This window comes from Streptomyces sp. NPDC048473 (assembly GCF_043200155.1).
Classification (GTDB): domain Bacteria; phylum Actinomycetota; class Actinomycetes; order Streptomycetales; family Streptomycetaceae; genus Streptomyces.
In genome coordinates this window covers 73,305-87,684 of the sequence record NZ_JBICXE010000003.1, presented here as the reverse complement: position 1 = coordinate 87,684, position 14,380 = coordinate 73,305, and the positions used below count along the sequence as shown (strand labels likewise).

Genomic DNA, 14,380 nt, shown 5'->3' with positions numbered 1-14,380 from the left:
GCCGCCCGCCGGACGCCGGGCGGCGGTACCGGAGCCGACGCCGGTGTCAGCCCCGTCGCGGGCCCGCCGCGCTCCGCCGCAGCCGGCGCGCCAGGTCCGCGGCCACCGCCATGGCGTGCTCATAGAGGTAGAAGTGACCGCCCGGCAGCTCGTTGAGCCCCTGGAACGCATCCGCCCGGTCGGCCCAGGCACCCATGGCACCCGCTCCCAGGAGCGGGTCCGAGGCCCCGCCGTAGGCCACGACCGGGCAGCCGACCCGCGCGCGGTCGTCCGTATAGCCATTGACCACGGTGAAATCGGCGCGCAGCACCGGGAGTACGAGGTCGAGCAGCTCGCGGTTCCCGGTGACCTCCGGAGGCAGCCCGCCGAACTCCTGGACGCGGGCGAGGAACTCCTCGTCGGAGAGGTCCGCGACGGGCACCGGGCTCGTCCGGTGCGCGCTCCCCTCCCACGCCGAGACCGCGAGCAGAGCGGGAGCGGGGGCACCGTCCTTCTGCAGGGCGAGGGTCAGCCGGTAGGCGATCAGCGCGCCCATGCTGTGCCCGAAGAACGCGAAGCGGCGTCCGTCGAGGTCGTCCTCCAGGGCCTCGTACACGGCCTCGACGAGTGTGTCCAGATCGGTGAACGCGGGAGTGGAGCGGCGGTTGTGCCGGCCGGGCAGCTGGACCGCGGCGACCTCCACGTCGTCGGGCAGCATCTGCGCCCAGCGGGCGTACGTCGTGGCCGATCCGCCCGCGTGGTGGAAGACATACAGCCTGCACGCCGCGTCGGGCCGTGCCCGGCCGGTGTGGAACCAAGCGGCGCCGAGCCCCGCGTTCTCCTGGACCATCTGTCCCTCCCGCGCTTGTGCCGCATTGGACGGGGACCTTGCCGCGGCCCCCTCGCGTCCGTACCGCTCGACGCTAGGCAGCGGGCGGTGGCCCGGACAATTACCTGCCAGGTAATCGACACGGCTGCCGCCGTGCGCGGAAGGTGAGCGGACTCGTACCGGTTCGAGCGCGGGGAGGAACGCTGTGACCGACGTCAACACCACACCACCGAAACTTGGCCGGGCCGCTGACGACCGACCCGGCTCCCTGGCGCTGCCGGTGATCCTGGCCGGCACCTTCATGGTCGTCCTCGACTTCTTCATCGTGAACGTCGCGATTCCCGCGATGCAGATCGAGTTCGGCGCGAGTACGGCCCAGGTCCAGCTGATTGTGGCCGGATACGGTCTGGCGTACGCCTGCGGCCTGATCACGGCGGGGCGGCTGGGTGACATCTTCGGCCGGCGCCGTCTCTACGTCATCGGGCTGCTGCTGTTCACGGCGGCCTCACTGGTGTGCGGGATCGCGCCGAACGCCCCGGTGCTGGTGCTCGCCAGGGTCGCCCAGGGCATCGGGGCCGCGGTGCTTTCCCCGCAAGTGCTGACCATCCTCGGGGTCACCTACACCGGAGCCTCCCGTGTCCGGGCGTTCACGGCGTACGGCCTGGTCCTGGCCTCGGCGTCGGTCGGCGGCCAGCTGATCGGCGGGGCGCTCATCCAGGCCGATGTCGCCGGTCTGGGCTGGCGCAGCTGCTTCCTGATCAATGTGCCGATCGGGGCAGCCGCGCTGCTGCTGACCCCCCGGCTGATCACGGAGTCACACGCGGAGGGGGCCAGCCGGCTCGACATCCCCGGGATGCTGCTGGTCACCCTGGGCCTGGTGGCCGTGGTGCTGCCGCTGGTCGAAGGGCGGGAGGCGGGCTGGCCGGCCTGGACCTGGGCGTGCCTGATCCTCGCCGTGCCGTTCCTCGGAGCCTTTGTGCTGCATCAGCGACGGCTGTCGGCGAGGGGTGGCTCACCCCTGCTGGATCCGGGGCTCTTTCGCCAGCGTGCCTTCACCGTCGGACTGTTCGCAGTGATCGTCTTCTACTCGGGGATGGCCTCGTTCTTCCTCGTCCTCGCGCTGTATCTGCAGCAGGGCCGCGGGCTGAGCGCGCTGGACTCCGGACTCACCTTCACGATCATGGGAGCCGGGTTCTTCGTCACGTCCGTCTTCGGACGGCGGCTCGGAGCATGGCTGGGACGGCAGGCGCTGGCTCTGGGCGGGGTGCTGATCGCGGTCGGCCAGCTGCTGCTCTTCCTCACGGTGTCCCGCATCGGAGTCGAAGGGAACATCTGGCTGCTCGCCCCGGCCCTGCTGCTCGACGGAGCGGGGATGGGGATGGTGATGGCGCCGCTCAACTCGACGGTTCTGGCGGGCATTCCGCCCCGCCTGGCCGGTGCGGCCTCCGGGGTTCTGACCACGATGATGCAGGTGGGCAACGCGCTGGGTGTCGCGCTGATCGGCATCATCTACTACGGCAGGGCCGACGCCGTCCCGGCGAGCGCGGCGGACGGCCTGGACGCCGGGCTGGTGTATCTGACCGCCCTCGCGCTGGTACTCGTCGTCGCCATCCAACTGCTGCCGAAGAAGGCCACCGAGCAAGCCGTCTGAGCGCAAGGCGGCCGAGGAAGTCGCTGAGCGCAAGGCGGCAGAGGGAGCCGTCTGAGCGCAAGGCCGCCGAGGAAGTCGCTGAGCGCACGGCCACCGAGAAAGCCCGTACGAGCGCACCCGCAGCTGCGGGTGCGCTCAGTGGCCTGTCGGCAGCAGGGGAGAGCTCTCGGGCACCGCTGCGCGCAGGTGATCGTTCCAGTGGTGGGAGTGGAGCGTGCCGGCGGTGTGCCTGTCGGCGGGATAGAACGTCTCGATGGTCAGCTCGGCCAGCGTGATGTCGACGGGCGCCACAAAGGTGGTCACGGCACTGAAGAAACTCAACTCGGTCCCGAGCGCGCGGATGTGCAGCGGAATCGCGATCTGGTGGGTGTCCGACATGTCCGGGGAGTTCGGCTCCGCGTTCAGCAGACCCGACGGGTACCGGTAGGCGCGGACCTCCTCGTACAGGCAACTGAGCCGCTCGTCATTGGTGAACGCGGCGTCGCGCCGCAGCCGGGAGAGCAGATGCCGACGCCACTCGGCGAAGTTGGTGATCCTGCGCGCCATGCCCTTCGGATGCAGCCCGAGCCGCACGATGTTGACGGGCGGCAGCAGAAGCTCCTCGGCCACACCGTCCAGCAGCGCCATCGCCGACCGGTTGGCCCGGCACAGATCCGAGACGGTGTCGAAGACCAGGGCGGGGTACGGCTCATGGCCGGTGAGGAGCCGCTCGACGGCCTCATTGGCCCGATCCATGTGTGACTCGCCGATCGGCGTCTCCTCGTAGGCCGGCGCGTAACCCGCGGCCATGATGAGGCGGTTGCGCTGACGTACGGGCACGTCCAACTGGTCGCAGAGCCTCAGGAGCAGTTCACGGCTCGGCCTGGCGCGCCCGGTCTCTATGAAGCTCAGATGGCGGCTGGAGGTCTCCGCCAGCAGGGCAAGTGCCAATTGGCTCAGATTGCGTCGGTGGCGCCACTCCCGGAGCATGGGGCCGATTCGGTGGGGCTTCGTGTGTCCGCTGGGCATCGTATGTCCGCGCATTTGCCCATCGTAGGCAGGTCGACTTCGCCATTCCCGGCCCGGCCGTGAGCTGTAATAAATTTTGGCCGGAATGATTCGCCCACGGCTGCAGGGGTTATTTATCGCCTACCTGTCCCGTTGTTGACTCCCCGGTAAATAAACGGGAATCGGCGACAAGAATTCGCACCCCCGCTCCCGGGCATGCGACGCCGTGCTCCCGTCCAGTATCCGGAGGGGTCAGTCGACCGTCAGGGCCGTATCAGTGCGCCCTGCCAGAATCGCCGACGTGCCGAGTCACGCAGCTTTCGGCCACTTCCGTGTACCCGCAGCTTTTGTCTCCGCAGTGTCGAGCGCCCAGCACCTCGGAAGGAAGACATCGAATCGTGGAATCTCCCACCGGGACCTTCGGACAAGTCGCCACGAGTGGTTCGCGACCGGCCCGACCCGTGTTCCTCAGCTACGACTCGTATATCGCCGGACGTGAGGTGGCCGCAGAAAGACATGTCTACACGGTGAAGACGTCGTCCATTCTTGACGATGTCTTCAGAAGCCTGACACTCAAACGAAAACTGGAACGTGGTAAAGCCGATACCGCGGATGCGGCCGACTTTGTCGTGGGACGCTGCGCGCTGGCCGACGACCGTACGGTCGAGGAGGCGTCCCGCAAAGCGGCCGAGGCGGCTCCCCTATGGGCACGGTTTCCGCTGGAACAGCGTCTCGGACTGGGCAGAGGAATCCGCGAACGGCTGCTGAGCCGCCACCTGGAGTTCGTCGATCTGCTCATCGCCGAAGGCAACCCGCGGGCACTGGCCGAATGGCAGGTGGCCGGACTGCTGGAGATCTTCAGCGAGGAGACCCTCGGCTGGTGCGCCCGGCAGATGGAACAGAGCATCGAGCACGGCAACCGCCGGATGACCGTACGGCGGGTGGCGGACGGCGTGGTCGCCGTCAACCCGCCGCAGAACGCGCCCGCCAGCAGTGCGCTGTTCGGGATCACCCCGCTGATCGCCGGCAACGCCGTGGTCGTACGGGCCCCCCGCAGTGCGCCGCTCGGCGTCATGTACGCGATGCGTGAGCTGGTGGCTCCGGCGCTCGACGACATCGGCGCTCCCCCCGGCACGCTCAACGTCTTCTGCTCCCGCCCCGGGCCGGCCATCAAGAGCTGGCTGGAGAGCCCCCACATCAACGACATCTTCTACACCGGAGGCGTGAGTACCGGGCTGGAGCTGGAACGCGACTGCGTCGCGCACGGCAAGAAGCCGGTCCTCGAACTCGCAGGTAACGACGCCGTGCTGATCTGGCACGACGCCGATGTGGAGGCCGCCTGCGAGGCCCTCGTGGAGTGCTTCTTCGGCTCGGGGCAGATCTGCATGGTGCCCAACCAGGTGATCGTGCACCCCGCCGTCGCCGAACAGCTCCTGGAACGCCTGCGGCTGACCGCATCACTGATCCGCCCCGGACTGCCCGAGGACCCCGGCGCGCTGCTCTCCCCCGTACTGCGCAGCGAGCGCTTCTACGCCTACGTCCAGGACGCCCTCGACAAGGGCGCCACCCTGGTCCACGGCGCCCGGCGGATGGAGACCGACGGCACACCGTCCGACACGGGCCTCTTCCTCGAACCGACCGTCCTGCGGGTGGACGGCCTCGACCACTGCCGGGACATCGAGGCGGTCGCCGAGGAGACGTTCTTCCCGCTCCTTCCGGTCATCGTGCCCGAGCCCGCCCCCGACGGCGAACTGCTGGACCGGATGCTCGCCTACGTCAACAGCAACCCCTACGGGCTCCGCAACTCGCTGTGGACCCGGGACGAGGACGTCGCCGACCGCTTCGTGAACGAGGTGTCCAACGGCGGCCTGCTCAAGGTCAACGACTCGCACATCGGCTTCCTGCCCTATCTGCCGACACACGGCGGCACCGGACGCACCGGCGGCGCCTTCGGCGAGGCCAACTACCCGATGCTGCGCACCACTCATCTGCAGGGCGTCTCACGCGCCACCGGGGTACGGCCGCGCGAGGCGGTGTTCGGGGCGTACGCCGAGCTCGCCGGGATGCGCCCGGGGCCGCCGCCGACCGCCACGCCGGATCACAACTCTGAGGAGCAGTAATGCAGTTCATGCAAGCCGACCGCGAAACCTGTGAGGCGCTGCTGCCCGGCCTGCTGGACCGGCTGGACGAAGTCCCCTTTGCCGAGCTGGAGTCCGACAACAGCCCCGCCGTCGGGATCTTCCGCGACCACGGCGGATCCAACCTGCTGGTGCCCGCCGCGTTCGGAGGGGCGGACGCCACCGCGCTGCAGGCGGCCCGGGTGGTGCGCGCCCTGGGCGCCGCGGCCCCCTCCCTCTCCGTGGCGACCGCCATGCACCACTTCTCGATCGGCACGCTCTTCGGCGTCGCCGACACCTTCGCCGACGGCACCGACCTCGACGACCTGCTGCTGAAGCGGGTCTCCCAGGAACGCCTGCTGGTGGCCTCGGCCTTCGCCGAGGGACGTACCGAACAGGGAATCCTCAGCCCCACCATGGAGGCCCGGCCGGTGGACGGCGGGTATCTGCTGACCGGCTCCAAGAAGCCGTGCAGCCTGTCGAAGTCCATGGACCTGATCACCGCGAGCGTCGGGATGCGCCGGCCGGACGGCTCGGTCGACATGGGCTTCCTGATCCTGCCCGCCGACACCCCCGGCATCACCGTGCACCCCTTCTGGCAGACCAGCGCGCTGCTGGGCGCCGAGAGCAACGAAGTCCGCCTGACCGACGTGTTCGTGACCGACCGCCAGATACTTCAGCCGCCGGCCGAGCTGGCCGAGGAGCTCAGCGAGCTCCAGGAGGTCGGACTGATCTGGTTCCAGATGATCGTGTGCGCCGCGTACACCGGCATGGCCAGCTCCCTGGTCGACCGGGTGCTGCGGCGCGGACGCGGTTCCGCGTCCGACCGCGGGGCGCTCGCCGTCGGCATCGAGACCGCGGCCGCGCTCACCGAGGGACTGGCCCGGCGCGTCATGGACGGCGACACCGACAACGACGGGCTCGCGGCCGCCCTGGTCACCCGGTTCGGCGTGCAGAAGCTGATCGCCGAGACCACCGCACAGGCCGTGGAGATGCTCGGTGGGATGGCCTTCATCTCCTCCTCCGACATCGCGTACCTCGCCGCGGCGACCCACGCGATCGCGTTCCACCCGCCGTCGCGCACCAGCACCGTCGACGGCCTGCTCGACTACTACGCGGGCCAGCCGCTGGTTGTGGCATGACACCGGGAGCGACCACGATGACCACCGCGTACACCGACACCGCGCCGGCGCCCGCCACGGACCCGTACGCCGACCTCGTCACCCGCTACCGGCGCTACCTGAGCAAGGGCCGCGCATCGCTCGGCGAGATGTTCGGCGGCGATGTGGAGGTGGCCGCCGAAGGCCCCTGGATCCACACCGCTTCCGGAAGCCGCATCCTCAACTGCGGGGGATACGGGGTCTTTCTGATGGGCGCCCGGCACCCCCGGGTCGTCGCCGAGGTGACCCGGCAGCTCAACACCAACCCGGTAGCCACCCGGCTGCTCCTCGAACCCGCCGTCGTCGACGCGGCCGAGGCACTGATCGACGTCGTCCCCGCCGGGCTGCAGAAGGTGCACTTCGCAGGCTCCGGGGCGGAGGCCGTGGAAGGCGCCATCAAGCTGGCGCGCGCCCAGGGCCGCAGCCGGCTGATCTCCATGGACCTCGGCTACCACGGCAAGACCATGGGCGCCCTCAGCCTCACCGCGAAGGATGTCTTCCAGGCGCCGTTCCGGCCGCTGCTGCCCCAGGTCTCGCATGTCCCGTACGGCGACGCGGCCGCCCTGGAGGCGGAGCTGGCGCGCTACCCCCAAGAGGGCTGCGTCATCGTCGAGCCGGTGCAGGGCGAGGCCGGAGTGATCGTGCCACCCGAGGGCTATCTGCGGGACGTCGCCCGGCTCTGCGGCGAGTACGGGGCGCTCTTCGTGCTCGACGAGATCCAGACCGGACTCGGCCGCCTCGGCACCTGGTGGGGCGCCGACCGGGAGGGTGTGGTGCCGGACATCCTCCTGGTGGGCAAGGGGCTGGCCGGCGGCGTGGTGCCGGTCTCGGCGCTGGTGGCGACACCCGAGGCGTTCCGGCCCTTCGACAAGGACCCGTTCATCCACACCTCGACCTTCTCCGGCAACCCGCTGGCGATGGCCGCGGCCCGCGGTGCGCTCGCCGCCATCAAGGAGGACAACCTGGTGGAACGGTCCGACGAGCTGGGGCGGCTGCTGCTGACCGAGCTGGACCGGATCGCCCGCGAGGTACTCGGCCACCGGCTGCTCGAAGTACGCGGAGCGGGCCTGCTCATCGGCCTGGAGTTCACCGTGCCGGGACTGGCGGGGGACCTGCTCCTGGAGCTGATCGGCGCCGGTGTCCTCGCCAACCACTCGCTGAACTCCTCCACCGTCATGCGGCTGACGCCACCGGCGGTGCTCGGCCAGGACGAGGTGCAGTTCCTTCTCGACGCGTTCGAGAAGGCCGCCCACGCCGTCATCGCCTGACCCTGCGGACTCTGCCCACCCCGACAACTGGAGCAGCATCACCGTGAGAAGCATTCACCTCCGGGTGGCCCTGGACACCGAGAACGCCTCGGCGGCCTTCGGGACCATCGCGGACTTCACCCGCTTCGCGGACATCGCGGAGGACATCCACGTCGTCGAGACCCATCAGCCCGCCACCCCGGACACGCCGCGCGACAGCGACTGGGAGGTGAACTTCCGGCGCGGCATCATGCGCTGGAACGAGGCGGAGACCGTCGATCCGGAGAACCTGAGGATCGAATTCGACCAGACCGACGGCGACTTCGAGGAGTTCCGGGGCAGCTGGCAACTGACCTCGGCCGGCTCCGGCATCGAGGTCCGCTTCGAGGTCACCTACGACTTCGGCATCGAGAGCCTCGTGGGAATCATGGACCCCATCGCCGAACGCGTGATCAAACGGGCCATCTGCGCCGTACTCGAAGGGCTCTTCGGCTCCATCACGGTGCTGGAGGGCGGCGAGGCGCTCACCGATCTGCCCGGCCCCGCCCCGGAAGCGGCCCACTCGCTCTCCACCCGAGGAGGTGCCTGATGGATGCGCTCAACCGCTTCGACACCAAGACCACCTACCGACTGATCCGGCTCGAATACCTCTTCGCCCTCGGAGTCAGCTTCTACTTCTTCTTCCGGCACCTGGGCGACATCAGGTGGTGGCCCTTCGCCCTGCTCTTCGTCTACATCGACCTGATCGGCTACATCCCCGGCGCCATCGCCTACCACCGCAGCAGGACCAAGCGGATCCCGAAGGCGTACTACGTGCTGTACAACACCATGCACAGCATGGCGACCCAGGGCGCCGTCGCCCTGCTGTGGATCCTCGTGATCGGCAACGAGTGGGCGCTGCTCGCCCTCCCCATCCATCTGTGCGGGGACCGGGCCCTGTTCGGAAACTTCCTGAAACCGTTCGGCGTCAGCTTCGAGCCCGTCGTCCATCCGGAGTTCGCCGCACTGGAAGCGGCCGTCGAGCACGGATCCGGCCGGCCCCCGGCCTCCGCTCCTGCGCCCGCCCGTCAGTCCGCCACCTCATGACCTCGCCGATCGGCACGGCGCACCGGCCGGTCGTCGAGACCACGGTGTGGAGCGCTGCCCGGAGGTTCCCCACCGGGGTGTCGGTGGTGACCGTGGGCAGCGGCGAGTCGGTGCACGGCAGCACCGTCAGCGCGTTCTCCTTCGTCTCCCACGAACCACCGATGGTCTCCATCTGTCTGCAGAACGACAGCTCGCTGCTCCCTCGCATCACGCAGCACCGTGCCTTCACCGTCAATGTGCTCGCCGCCCACCAGTCCGCGCTGGCCCGGCACTTCGCCAGCCGCTCCAGAAGTCCGGGGCGCGCCCAGTTCCAAGGGGTGCAGTGGACACCGGGCGAGGACGGCGTGCCCCGGCTGCGCTCCACTCTCAGCTGGCTGCACTGCCAGGTGCACGAATGCGTCCCGGCCGGGGACCACGCGGTCGTGCTGGCCACCGTGACGGCCTGCGCGGCCGAGAGCGACAGGGCTCCACTGCTGTATTTCGCCGGGCATCTTCACCCCGGTCACATCCGGATCGAGGAGGAAACCACATGACCACGCCGATTCCCGCCGAGGCGGACTGGGACCAGGCCCCCGGACTGCTCGAAGGCGCCATGGACCTGGAGCTCAGCGCGGCGGACTGCAACCTCCGCTACTGGCTGCAGGCCGTACCGCAGGGCACCCTGCGCGGCCGCCCGGACGGACACGACCCCGCCCTCACGGTGGCCCCGCACATGCTGGAGGGCCCGTTCCACGAGGCCATCACCCAGGAGTACGCCTTCCGGGCACTGGCCGAGGAGAAGGCCACCAGGGTGCTGTCGTACCTGGTCCCGATCGCTCCGGACAACGACACCATGGAGTTCTACGCCACCCAGGTGCTGGACGAGTGCCGGCACGCCATGGTCTTCCGCAACCACCTGCTGGCGCTCGGCATCGCCCCCGAGCGGCTGGTCGAGGCTGTCGACACCTTCGCCTCCCCGTACAAGGAGAGCGTGCTGGGGCCGCTGGAGCAGCGCAGCCTGGAAATCATGCGCGACGACCGCGACTTCATCGGCGGCGTGGTGATGATGACCATCATCCTGGAAGGCGCCCTCGCTCCCGCGGCCGAACTGAGCGAGCGCAAGTGGCGGCCGCTCGACCCGGCAGCCGCGGAGATCGACAAGGGCGCGGGCATCGACGAGATCCGCCATCTGACGGTCGGGGCGGACATCGCGCGCCGCCATCTGATCGACCACCCGCAGGACAAGGGCCGGGTCGTGGAGCTGATCCGCCGGGGCATGGACATGTGGGAGGAGCTCCCCACCCACGACATGGTGCACTGGCGCGAGGAGAGGTTCCAGGAGGGGCTGCGCCGCCACGGGGACGTGGTGGGCGACTACGAGATCTGGCCGGGCCGACGGCTCGTGGACACCACCCCGCAGGAGCGCCAGGACACCGCCGACCAGTGGTCCGACGACATGAAGGCCAAGCGGCTGAAGTACATGGGCCTGGAAGAGGCCCTCATATGACGGGCCCCGCCACGGCCGGGCGGCCGGCCGGACCGGCCGCGGTGTTGTGCGGGCTCGGTGGCTGGCTGCCGCCCCGGGTGGTGACCAACGAGGAGCTCGTCGCCCGGCTGGACACCTCGGACGAGTGGATCCGCTCCCGTACCGGCATCCGGCAGCGGCATGTGATCGAGCCCGGGATGTCCACCGGTTCGCTGGCCGTCGAGGCCGGGGCCAGGGCCCTGAAGTCGGCGCAGCAGGACTCCGTCGGCGCGGTGGTCCTCGCCACCACCACCCCGGACCGCCCCTGCCCGGCGACCGCCCCGGAAGTCGCCGCCCGGCTCGGCCTGGCCGGGGTGCCGGCCTTCGACGTCGGGGCCGTCTGCGCCGGATTCGTCTACGCACTGGCGATCGGCGTCGGTCTGATCTCTTCGGGCACGGCGGACGACGTCCTGGTGATCGGCGCGGACACCTACTCGACGCTGCTCGATCCCGAGGACCGCACCACAGGACCGATCTTCGGGGACGGCGCCGGAGCCGTCGTACTGCGCCGCGGCGACCCGGACGAGCCCGGAGCGCTCGGCGGATTCGACCTGGGCACCGACGGACACCTCTCCGACCTGATCGAGATCCCAGCCGGGGGCTCGCGCCAGCGGGGCAGCGGCGTACCGGCCGGGCCCCGTGACCACTACTTCGCCATGCAGGGCAAGCAGGTGTTCCGGCACGCAGTGCTGCGGATGACCGGCTCCGTGCAGAAGGCCGTCGACCGGGCCGGCTGGACCGTCCGGGACATCGACCGGCTCGCCGCCCACCAGGCCAACTCCCGCATCCTGGACGCCCTCGCCGAACAGCTCGGGCTGCCGCAGGAGCGGGCCCTCTCCAATATCGACCGGGTCGGCAACACCGCAGCGGCGTCCATCCCCCTGCTGCTGGCCGACGCGGTGGCCGACGGCTCCCTGCGCGCCGGCCACTCGGTGGTGCTCACCTCCTTCGGGGGCGGCCTCGCCTGGGGCTCCACCACGCTGCGCTGGCCGCAGCTGGATGCCGTCTGACCGCACGACCACACCCGTCCCGTTCCGTCCCACCCTGTGCGTACACCGTTGAGGAGACAGAGATGCCCAGCGTTCTCGACCGGATCACCGAAGTCCTCGTCAGCCGGTTCGGAGTAGAGCCGGAGGAGGTCACCGAGGACACCACGATGCGCGATCTCGACCTGGACTCCCTGGCCCTGGTCGAATTCGCCCTGGTCGCCGGTGGCGAGTTCAACATCCAGATCGACGACGAGGAGGTCGGCGCGGAATCGTCCGTCAAGGACCTGATCACCCTGATCGACAACAAGAGCGCGGTGCTGTGAGCTCCGGCCGCGACGACGCCGGGGCCCGTGACATCGCGGTCACCGGTCTCGGCCTGCTGACCCCGGCGGGCAACGGGGTGGCGGAGAACTGGGCGCGGGTCCTGGACGCCGAACCGGCTGCGGCCCCCGACCCCGCGCTGGCGGGGCTGCTGGTCGACTTCAGCTGCCGCGCCGCGGACTTCGACCCGGTGGCCCACTTCGGCAGGCGGCGGGCCTGGCGGCTCGACCGCTACGTACAACTGGCCCTGATCGCCGCGGCGGAGGCCGTCCACGACAGTGGACTGGACCCCGCCGGCTGGGACGGAGCCCGGGTCGGAGTGGTCCTGGGCAACGCCCTCGGCGGCACCGCCACGTTCGAGCAGCAGGTCCGCACCCTCGACCGGCAGGGGGCGGCGGCCGTCTCACCGATGCTGGTGCCGATGTCCGCGGTCAACATGGTGTCCGGTTACGCGGCCATGGAGTTCGGCGCGCTGGGCCCCAACCTCGTCACTGCCACCGCGTGCGCCTCGGCCGCCACCGCCATCGGCACCGCACGGGACCTGCTGCGGTCCGGCACGTGCGACGTGGTGATCACGGGAGGCACCGAGGCGAGCCTGACCCCGACGGTGCTGTCCGGCTTCGCCCGGATGGGAGCACTCTCCAAGCGGCGCGACGATCCGGCCGCGGCCTCCCGCCCGTTCGACACCGACCGGGACGGATTCGTGGCGGCGGAGGGCGCGGGGGTGCTGGTGCTGGAGCGGCTGGCCGACGCCCGGGCCCGCGGCGCCCGGGTACGGGCCCGGCTGAGCGGATACGGGGCATCGGCCGACGCCCATCACGCCACCGCCCCCGATCCGGAGGGGCGAGGCGCCGAACGCGCGATCCGCACAGCGCTGCGCGACGCGGGCGTGGCCCCCGACGAGGTCGACCATGTGAACGCGCACGGCACCTCGACCCCGCTCAACGACCTGACCGAGGCCCGGGTGTTGAAACGGGTGCTCGGCACGCGTCCCGTGGTGACGTCGTCCAAGGGCGTGACCGGTCACTCGCTCGGTGCCGCAGGAGCCATCGAAGCGGCGCTCACCGTACTCGCGCTGGAGCAGGGGACCGTGCCGCCCACCGCGAACCTCGACAGCGTCGACCCCGCCATCGAGGTCGACATCGTGGCGAAGGCGCCCCGGGCCCTGCCGATCGGAGTCGCCCTGAGCAACTCCTTCGGATTCGGGGGGCAGAACGCCGTGCTCGTGTTCACCGCGGCCTGACCGCGTCGCCATTCGGCCCGGCGTTTCGGCCCGACATGAAGGAGAACGCTCATGCCCGCCCGACAGGACTCCCTGACCATCTCGCCGACAGGCTCCTTCGAGGAGCTGTCCGATCTGGTCAAGCAGGCCGGGCTGATGGATTCCCGGAAGGACTACTTCACCTTCAAGATAGTCTCCAACCTCGTTCTTTTCGGGGCCTGCTGGGCGGCCCTGTTCTGGTTCGGGGACACCTGGTGGCAGCTGGTGACCGCGGTCGCGCTGGGACTGGCCTTCGTCCAGACCGGCTTCATCGCGCACGACACGGGCCACAAGCAGATCAGCAAGGCCAAGGTGCCGTCCGAGGTGCTGGGTGCCATCCATATGAACCTGCTGATGGGCACCGCGTACGGCTGGTGGATCAACCACCACAACAGGCACCACAGCAACCCCAACAACCTCGACCGCGACCCGGACACGATGCGCCGTCAGGTCATCTTCGACGTGGACGAGATGCCGGCGAAGGCGACGAGCGGCTTCCGGCGGTTCGTCATCCGCTTCCAGGCGGTGATGTTCTTCGTACTGCTGGGCCAGGAGGCATGGCGGCTGCACGCGTCCGGCTTCAAGGCGGCGCGCGCGGGCGGGCTGCGCCGCCCCGTCCTGGAGCTCGGGCTGATCGCGGTGCACGCCGTGGTCTGTCTGGCCGCCGTGTTCACCGTGCTGTCACCGCTGACCGGAGTGGTGTTCGTGCTCCTCAACCAGGCGGTGTTCGGCCTGTACCTGGGAGCCGTCTTCGCCCCGAACCACAAGGGCATGGTGGTCTACCGCAGCGATGTCCAGCTCGACTGGCTCCACCGTCAGGTGCTGACCTCACGCAACATCCGGTCCAGCCGGCTGACCGACTTCCTGTACGGGGGGCTGAACTACCAGATCGAGCACCATCTGTTCCCCGCCATGCCCCGGGTCAATCTGCGGTACGTACGGCCGATGGTCATCGACTACTGCGCGGAGCACTCCATTCCGTACCGGGAGGTGTCCGCCTGGGCCTCGTACCGCGAGGTGGCCCGCTTCCTCGGAAAGGTCAGCGACGAGGCCCGCAACGGCGCGGAACCGCAGGCTGCGTGAGCATCACGGCCGGGTCCGTCGGTGCCGGACCCGGCGGTCTCGCGCGGCACCAGGTGCCGCTGGGCCCGCGTGCCGGATGGTACGTGGGCCCTCAGCCGCACCGGCCGGAGCGAAGGCATTCTTGGCTATTTTTTTGCATACTGCGCTGAGAATGGGTTTATCACGT

General features: G+C 69.8%; 14 protein-coding genes. 12 read left to right on the top strand and 2 right to left on the bottom strand.

The window, feature by feature from the left end; all coding sequences use genetic code 11:
- Positions 1-46: 46 nt before the first annotated feature.
- Positions 47-829, bottom strand: coding sequence for a thioesterase II family protein (locus tag ACGFU7_RS06780; RefSeq protein ID WP_393693033.1), 783 nt, complete (start codon positions 827-829; stop codon positions 47-49).
- 184 nt (positions 830-1,013) lie between these two features.
- On the opposite strand from ACGFU7_RS06780, the gene ACGFU7_RS06775 reads away from it, so the two are divergent.
- Positions 1,014-2,459 carry an MFS transporter gene (locus ACGFU7_RS06775; protein ID WP_393693031.1) on the top strand — a complete coding sequence of 482 codons (1,446 nt, stop codon included), beginning with the start codon at positions 1,014-1,016 and terminating at the stop codon, positions 2,457-2,459.
- 135 nt (positions 2,460-2,594) lie between these two features.
- Here the strand turns inward: ACGFU7_RS06775 and ACGFU7_RS06770 are convergent, their stop codons facing one another.
- A complete protein-coding gene (locus ACGFU7_RS06770) occupies positions 2,595-3,482 on the bottom strand; it encodes a helix-turn-helix domain-containing protein (RefSeq protein WP_393693029.1) in 888 nt (295 codons plus the stop codon).
- Positions 3,483-3,973: 491 nt separating this feature from the next.
- On the opposite strand from ACGFU7_RS06770, the gene ACGFU7_RS06765 reads away from it, so the two are divergent.
- From ACGFU7_RS06765 to ACGFU7_RS06715, 11 genes are all read left to right on the top strand, one after another.
- Positions 3,974-5,566, top strand: coding sequence for an aldehyde dehydrogenase family protein (locus tag ACGFU7_RS06765; RefSeq protein WP_393693554.1), 1,593 nt, complete (start codon positions 3,974-3,976; stop codon positions 5,564-5,566).
- Complete coding sequence (locus ACGFU7_RS06760) at positions 5,566-6,705, top strand: acyl-CoA dehydrogenase (protein ID WP_393693028.1); 1,140 nt, start codon at positions 5,566-5,568, stop codon at positions 6,703-6,705. The genes ACGFU7_RS06765 and ACGFU7_RS06760 overlap by 1 nt, the downstream gene beginning before the upstream one ends.
- Positions 6,706-6,722: 17 nt before the next feature.
- Positions 6,723-7,991 carry an aspartate aminotransferase family protein gene (locus ACGFU7_RS06755; protein WP_393693026.1) on the top strand — a complete coding sequence of 423 codons (1,269 nt, stop codon included), beginning with the start codon at positions 6,723-6,725 and terminating at the stop codon, positions 7,989-7,991.
- Between the two features lie 43 nt (positions 7,992-8,034).
- Positions 8,035-8,559, top strand: coding sequence for a type II toxin-antitoxin system RatA family toxin (locus tag ACGFU7_RS06750; RefSeq protein ID WP_393693024.1), 525 nt, complete (start codon positions 8,035-8,037; stop codon positions 8,557-8,559).
- The gene (locus tag ACGFU7_RS06745; RefSeq protein ID WP_393693022.1) at positions 8,559-9,056 is read left to right on the top strand and encodes a hypothetical protein; all 498 of its coding nucleotides are present in this window, start codon (positions 8,559-8,561) and stop codon (positions 9,054-9,056) included. Before ACGFU7_RS06750 ends, ACGFU7_RS06745 begins: the two co-directional genes overlap by 1 nt.
- Entirely contained in the window at positions 9,053-9,589 is a 537-nt protein-coding gene (locus tag ACGFU7_RS06740) for a flavin reductase family protein (RefSeq protein WP_393693020.1), read from the top strand. The genes ACGFU7_RS06745 and ACGFU7_RS06740 overlap by 4 nt, the downstream gene beginning before the upstream one ends.
- Entirely contained in the window at positions 9,586-10,542 is a 957-nt protein-coding gene (locus ACGFU7_RS06735; RefSeq protein ID WP_393693018.1) for a VlmB-like protein, read from the top strand. Before ACGFU7_RS06740 ends, ACGFU7_RS06735 begins: the two co-directional genes overlap by 4 nt.
- On the top strand, positions 10,539-11,570 hold the full coding sequence (locus ACGFU7_RS06730) for a beta-ketoacyl-ACP synthase III (protein WP_393693016.1): 1,032 nt from the start codon (positions 10,539-10,541) through the stop codon (positions 11,568-11,570). Before ACGFU7_RS06735 ends, ACGFU7_RS06730 begins: the two co-directional genes overlap by 4 nt.
- A 62-nt stretch (positions 11,571-11,632) precedes the next feature.
- Complete coding sequence (locus ACGFU7_RS06725) at positions 11,633-11,872, top strand: phosphopantetheine-binding protein (protein ID WP_393693014.1); 240 nt, start codon at positions 11,633-11,635, stop codon at positions 11,870-11,872.
- Positions 11,869-13,113 (top strand): beta-ketoacyl-[acyl-carrier-protein] synthase family protein, encoded by a 1,245-nt coding sequence (locus ACGFU7_RS06720; protein WP_393693013.1) that lies wholly within the window; start codon positions 11,869-11,871, stop codon positions 13,111-13,113. Before ACGFU7_RS06725 ends, ACGFU7_RS06720 begins: the two co-directional genes overlap by 4 nt.
- A gap of 51 nt (positions 13,114-13,164) precedes the next feature.
- Entirely contained in the window at positions 13,165-14,214 is a 1,050-nt protein-coding gene (locus ACGFU7_RS06715; protein WP_393693011.1) for a fatty acid desaturase family protein, read from the top strand.
- Positions 14,215-14,380 lie beyond the last annotated feature (166 nt).

Coding starts and splice junctions, on each gene's coding strand:
- ACGFU7_RS06740 (WP_393693020.1), top strand. CDS start 9,053: ATGACCTCGCCGATCGGCACGGCGCACCGGCCGGTCGTCGAGACCACG.
- ACGFU7_RS06780 (WP_393693033.1), bottom strand. CDS start 829: ATGGTCCAGGAGAACGCGGGGCTCGGCGCCGCTTGGTTCCACACCGGC.
- ACGFU7_RS06725 (WP_393693014.1), top strand. CDS start 11,633: ATGCCCAGCGTTCTCGACCGGATCACCGAAGTCCTCGTCAGCCGGTTC.
- ACGFU7_RS06770 (WP_393693029.1), bottom strand. CDS start 3,482: ATGCGCGGACATACGATGCCCAGCGGACACACGAAGCCCCACCGAATC.
- ACGFU7_RS06760 (WP_393693028.1), top strand. CDS start 5,566: ATGCAGTTCATGCAAGCCGACCGCGAAACCTGTGAGGCGCTGCTGCCC.
- ACGFU7_RS06745 (WP_393693022.1), top strand. CDS start 8,559: ATGGATGCGCTCAACCGCTTCGACACCAAGACCACCTACCGACTGATC.
- ACGFU7_RS06755 (WP_393693026.1), top strand. CDS start 6,723: ATGACCACCGCGTACACCGACACCGCGCCGGCGCCCGCCACGGACCCG.
- ACGFU7_RS06730 (WP_393693016.1), top strand. CDS start 10,539: ATGACGGGCCCCGCCACGGCCGGGCGGCCGGCCGGACCGGCCGCGGTG.
- ACGFU7_RS06715 (WP_393693011.1), top strand. CDS start 13,165: ATGCCCGCCCGACAGGACTCCCTGACCATCTCGCCGACAGGCTCCTTC.
- ACGFU7_RS06735 (WP_393693018.1), top strand. CDS start 9,586: ATGACCACGCCGATTCCCGCCGAGGCGGACTGGGACCAGGCCCCCGGA.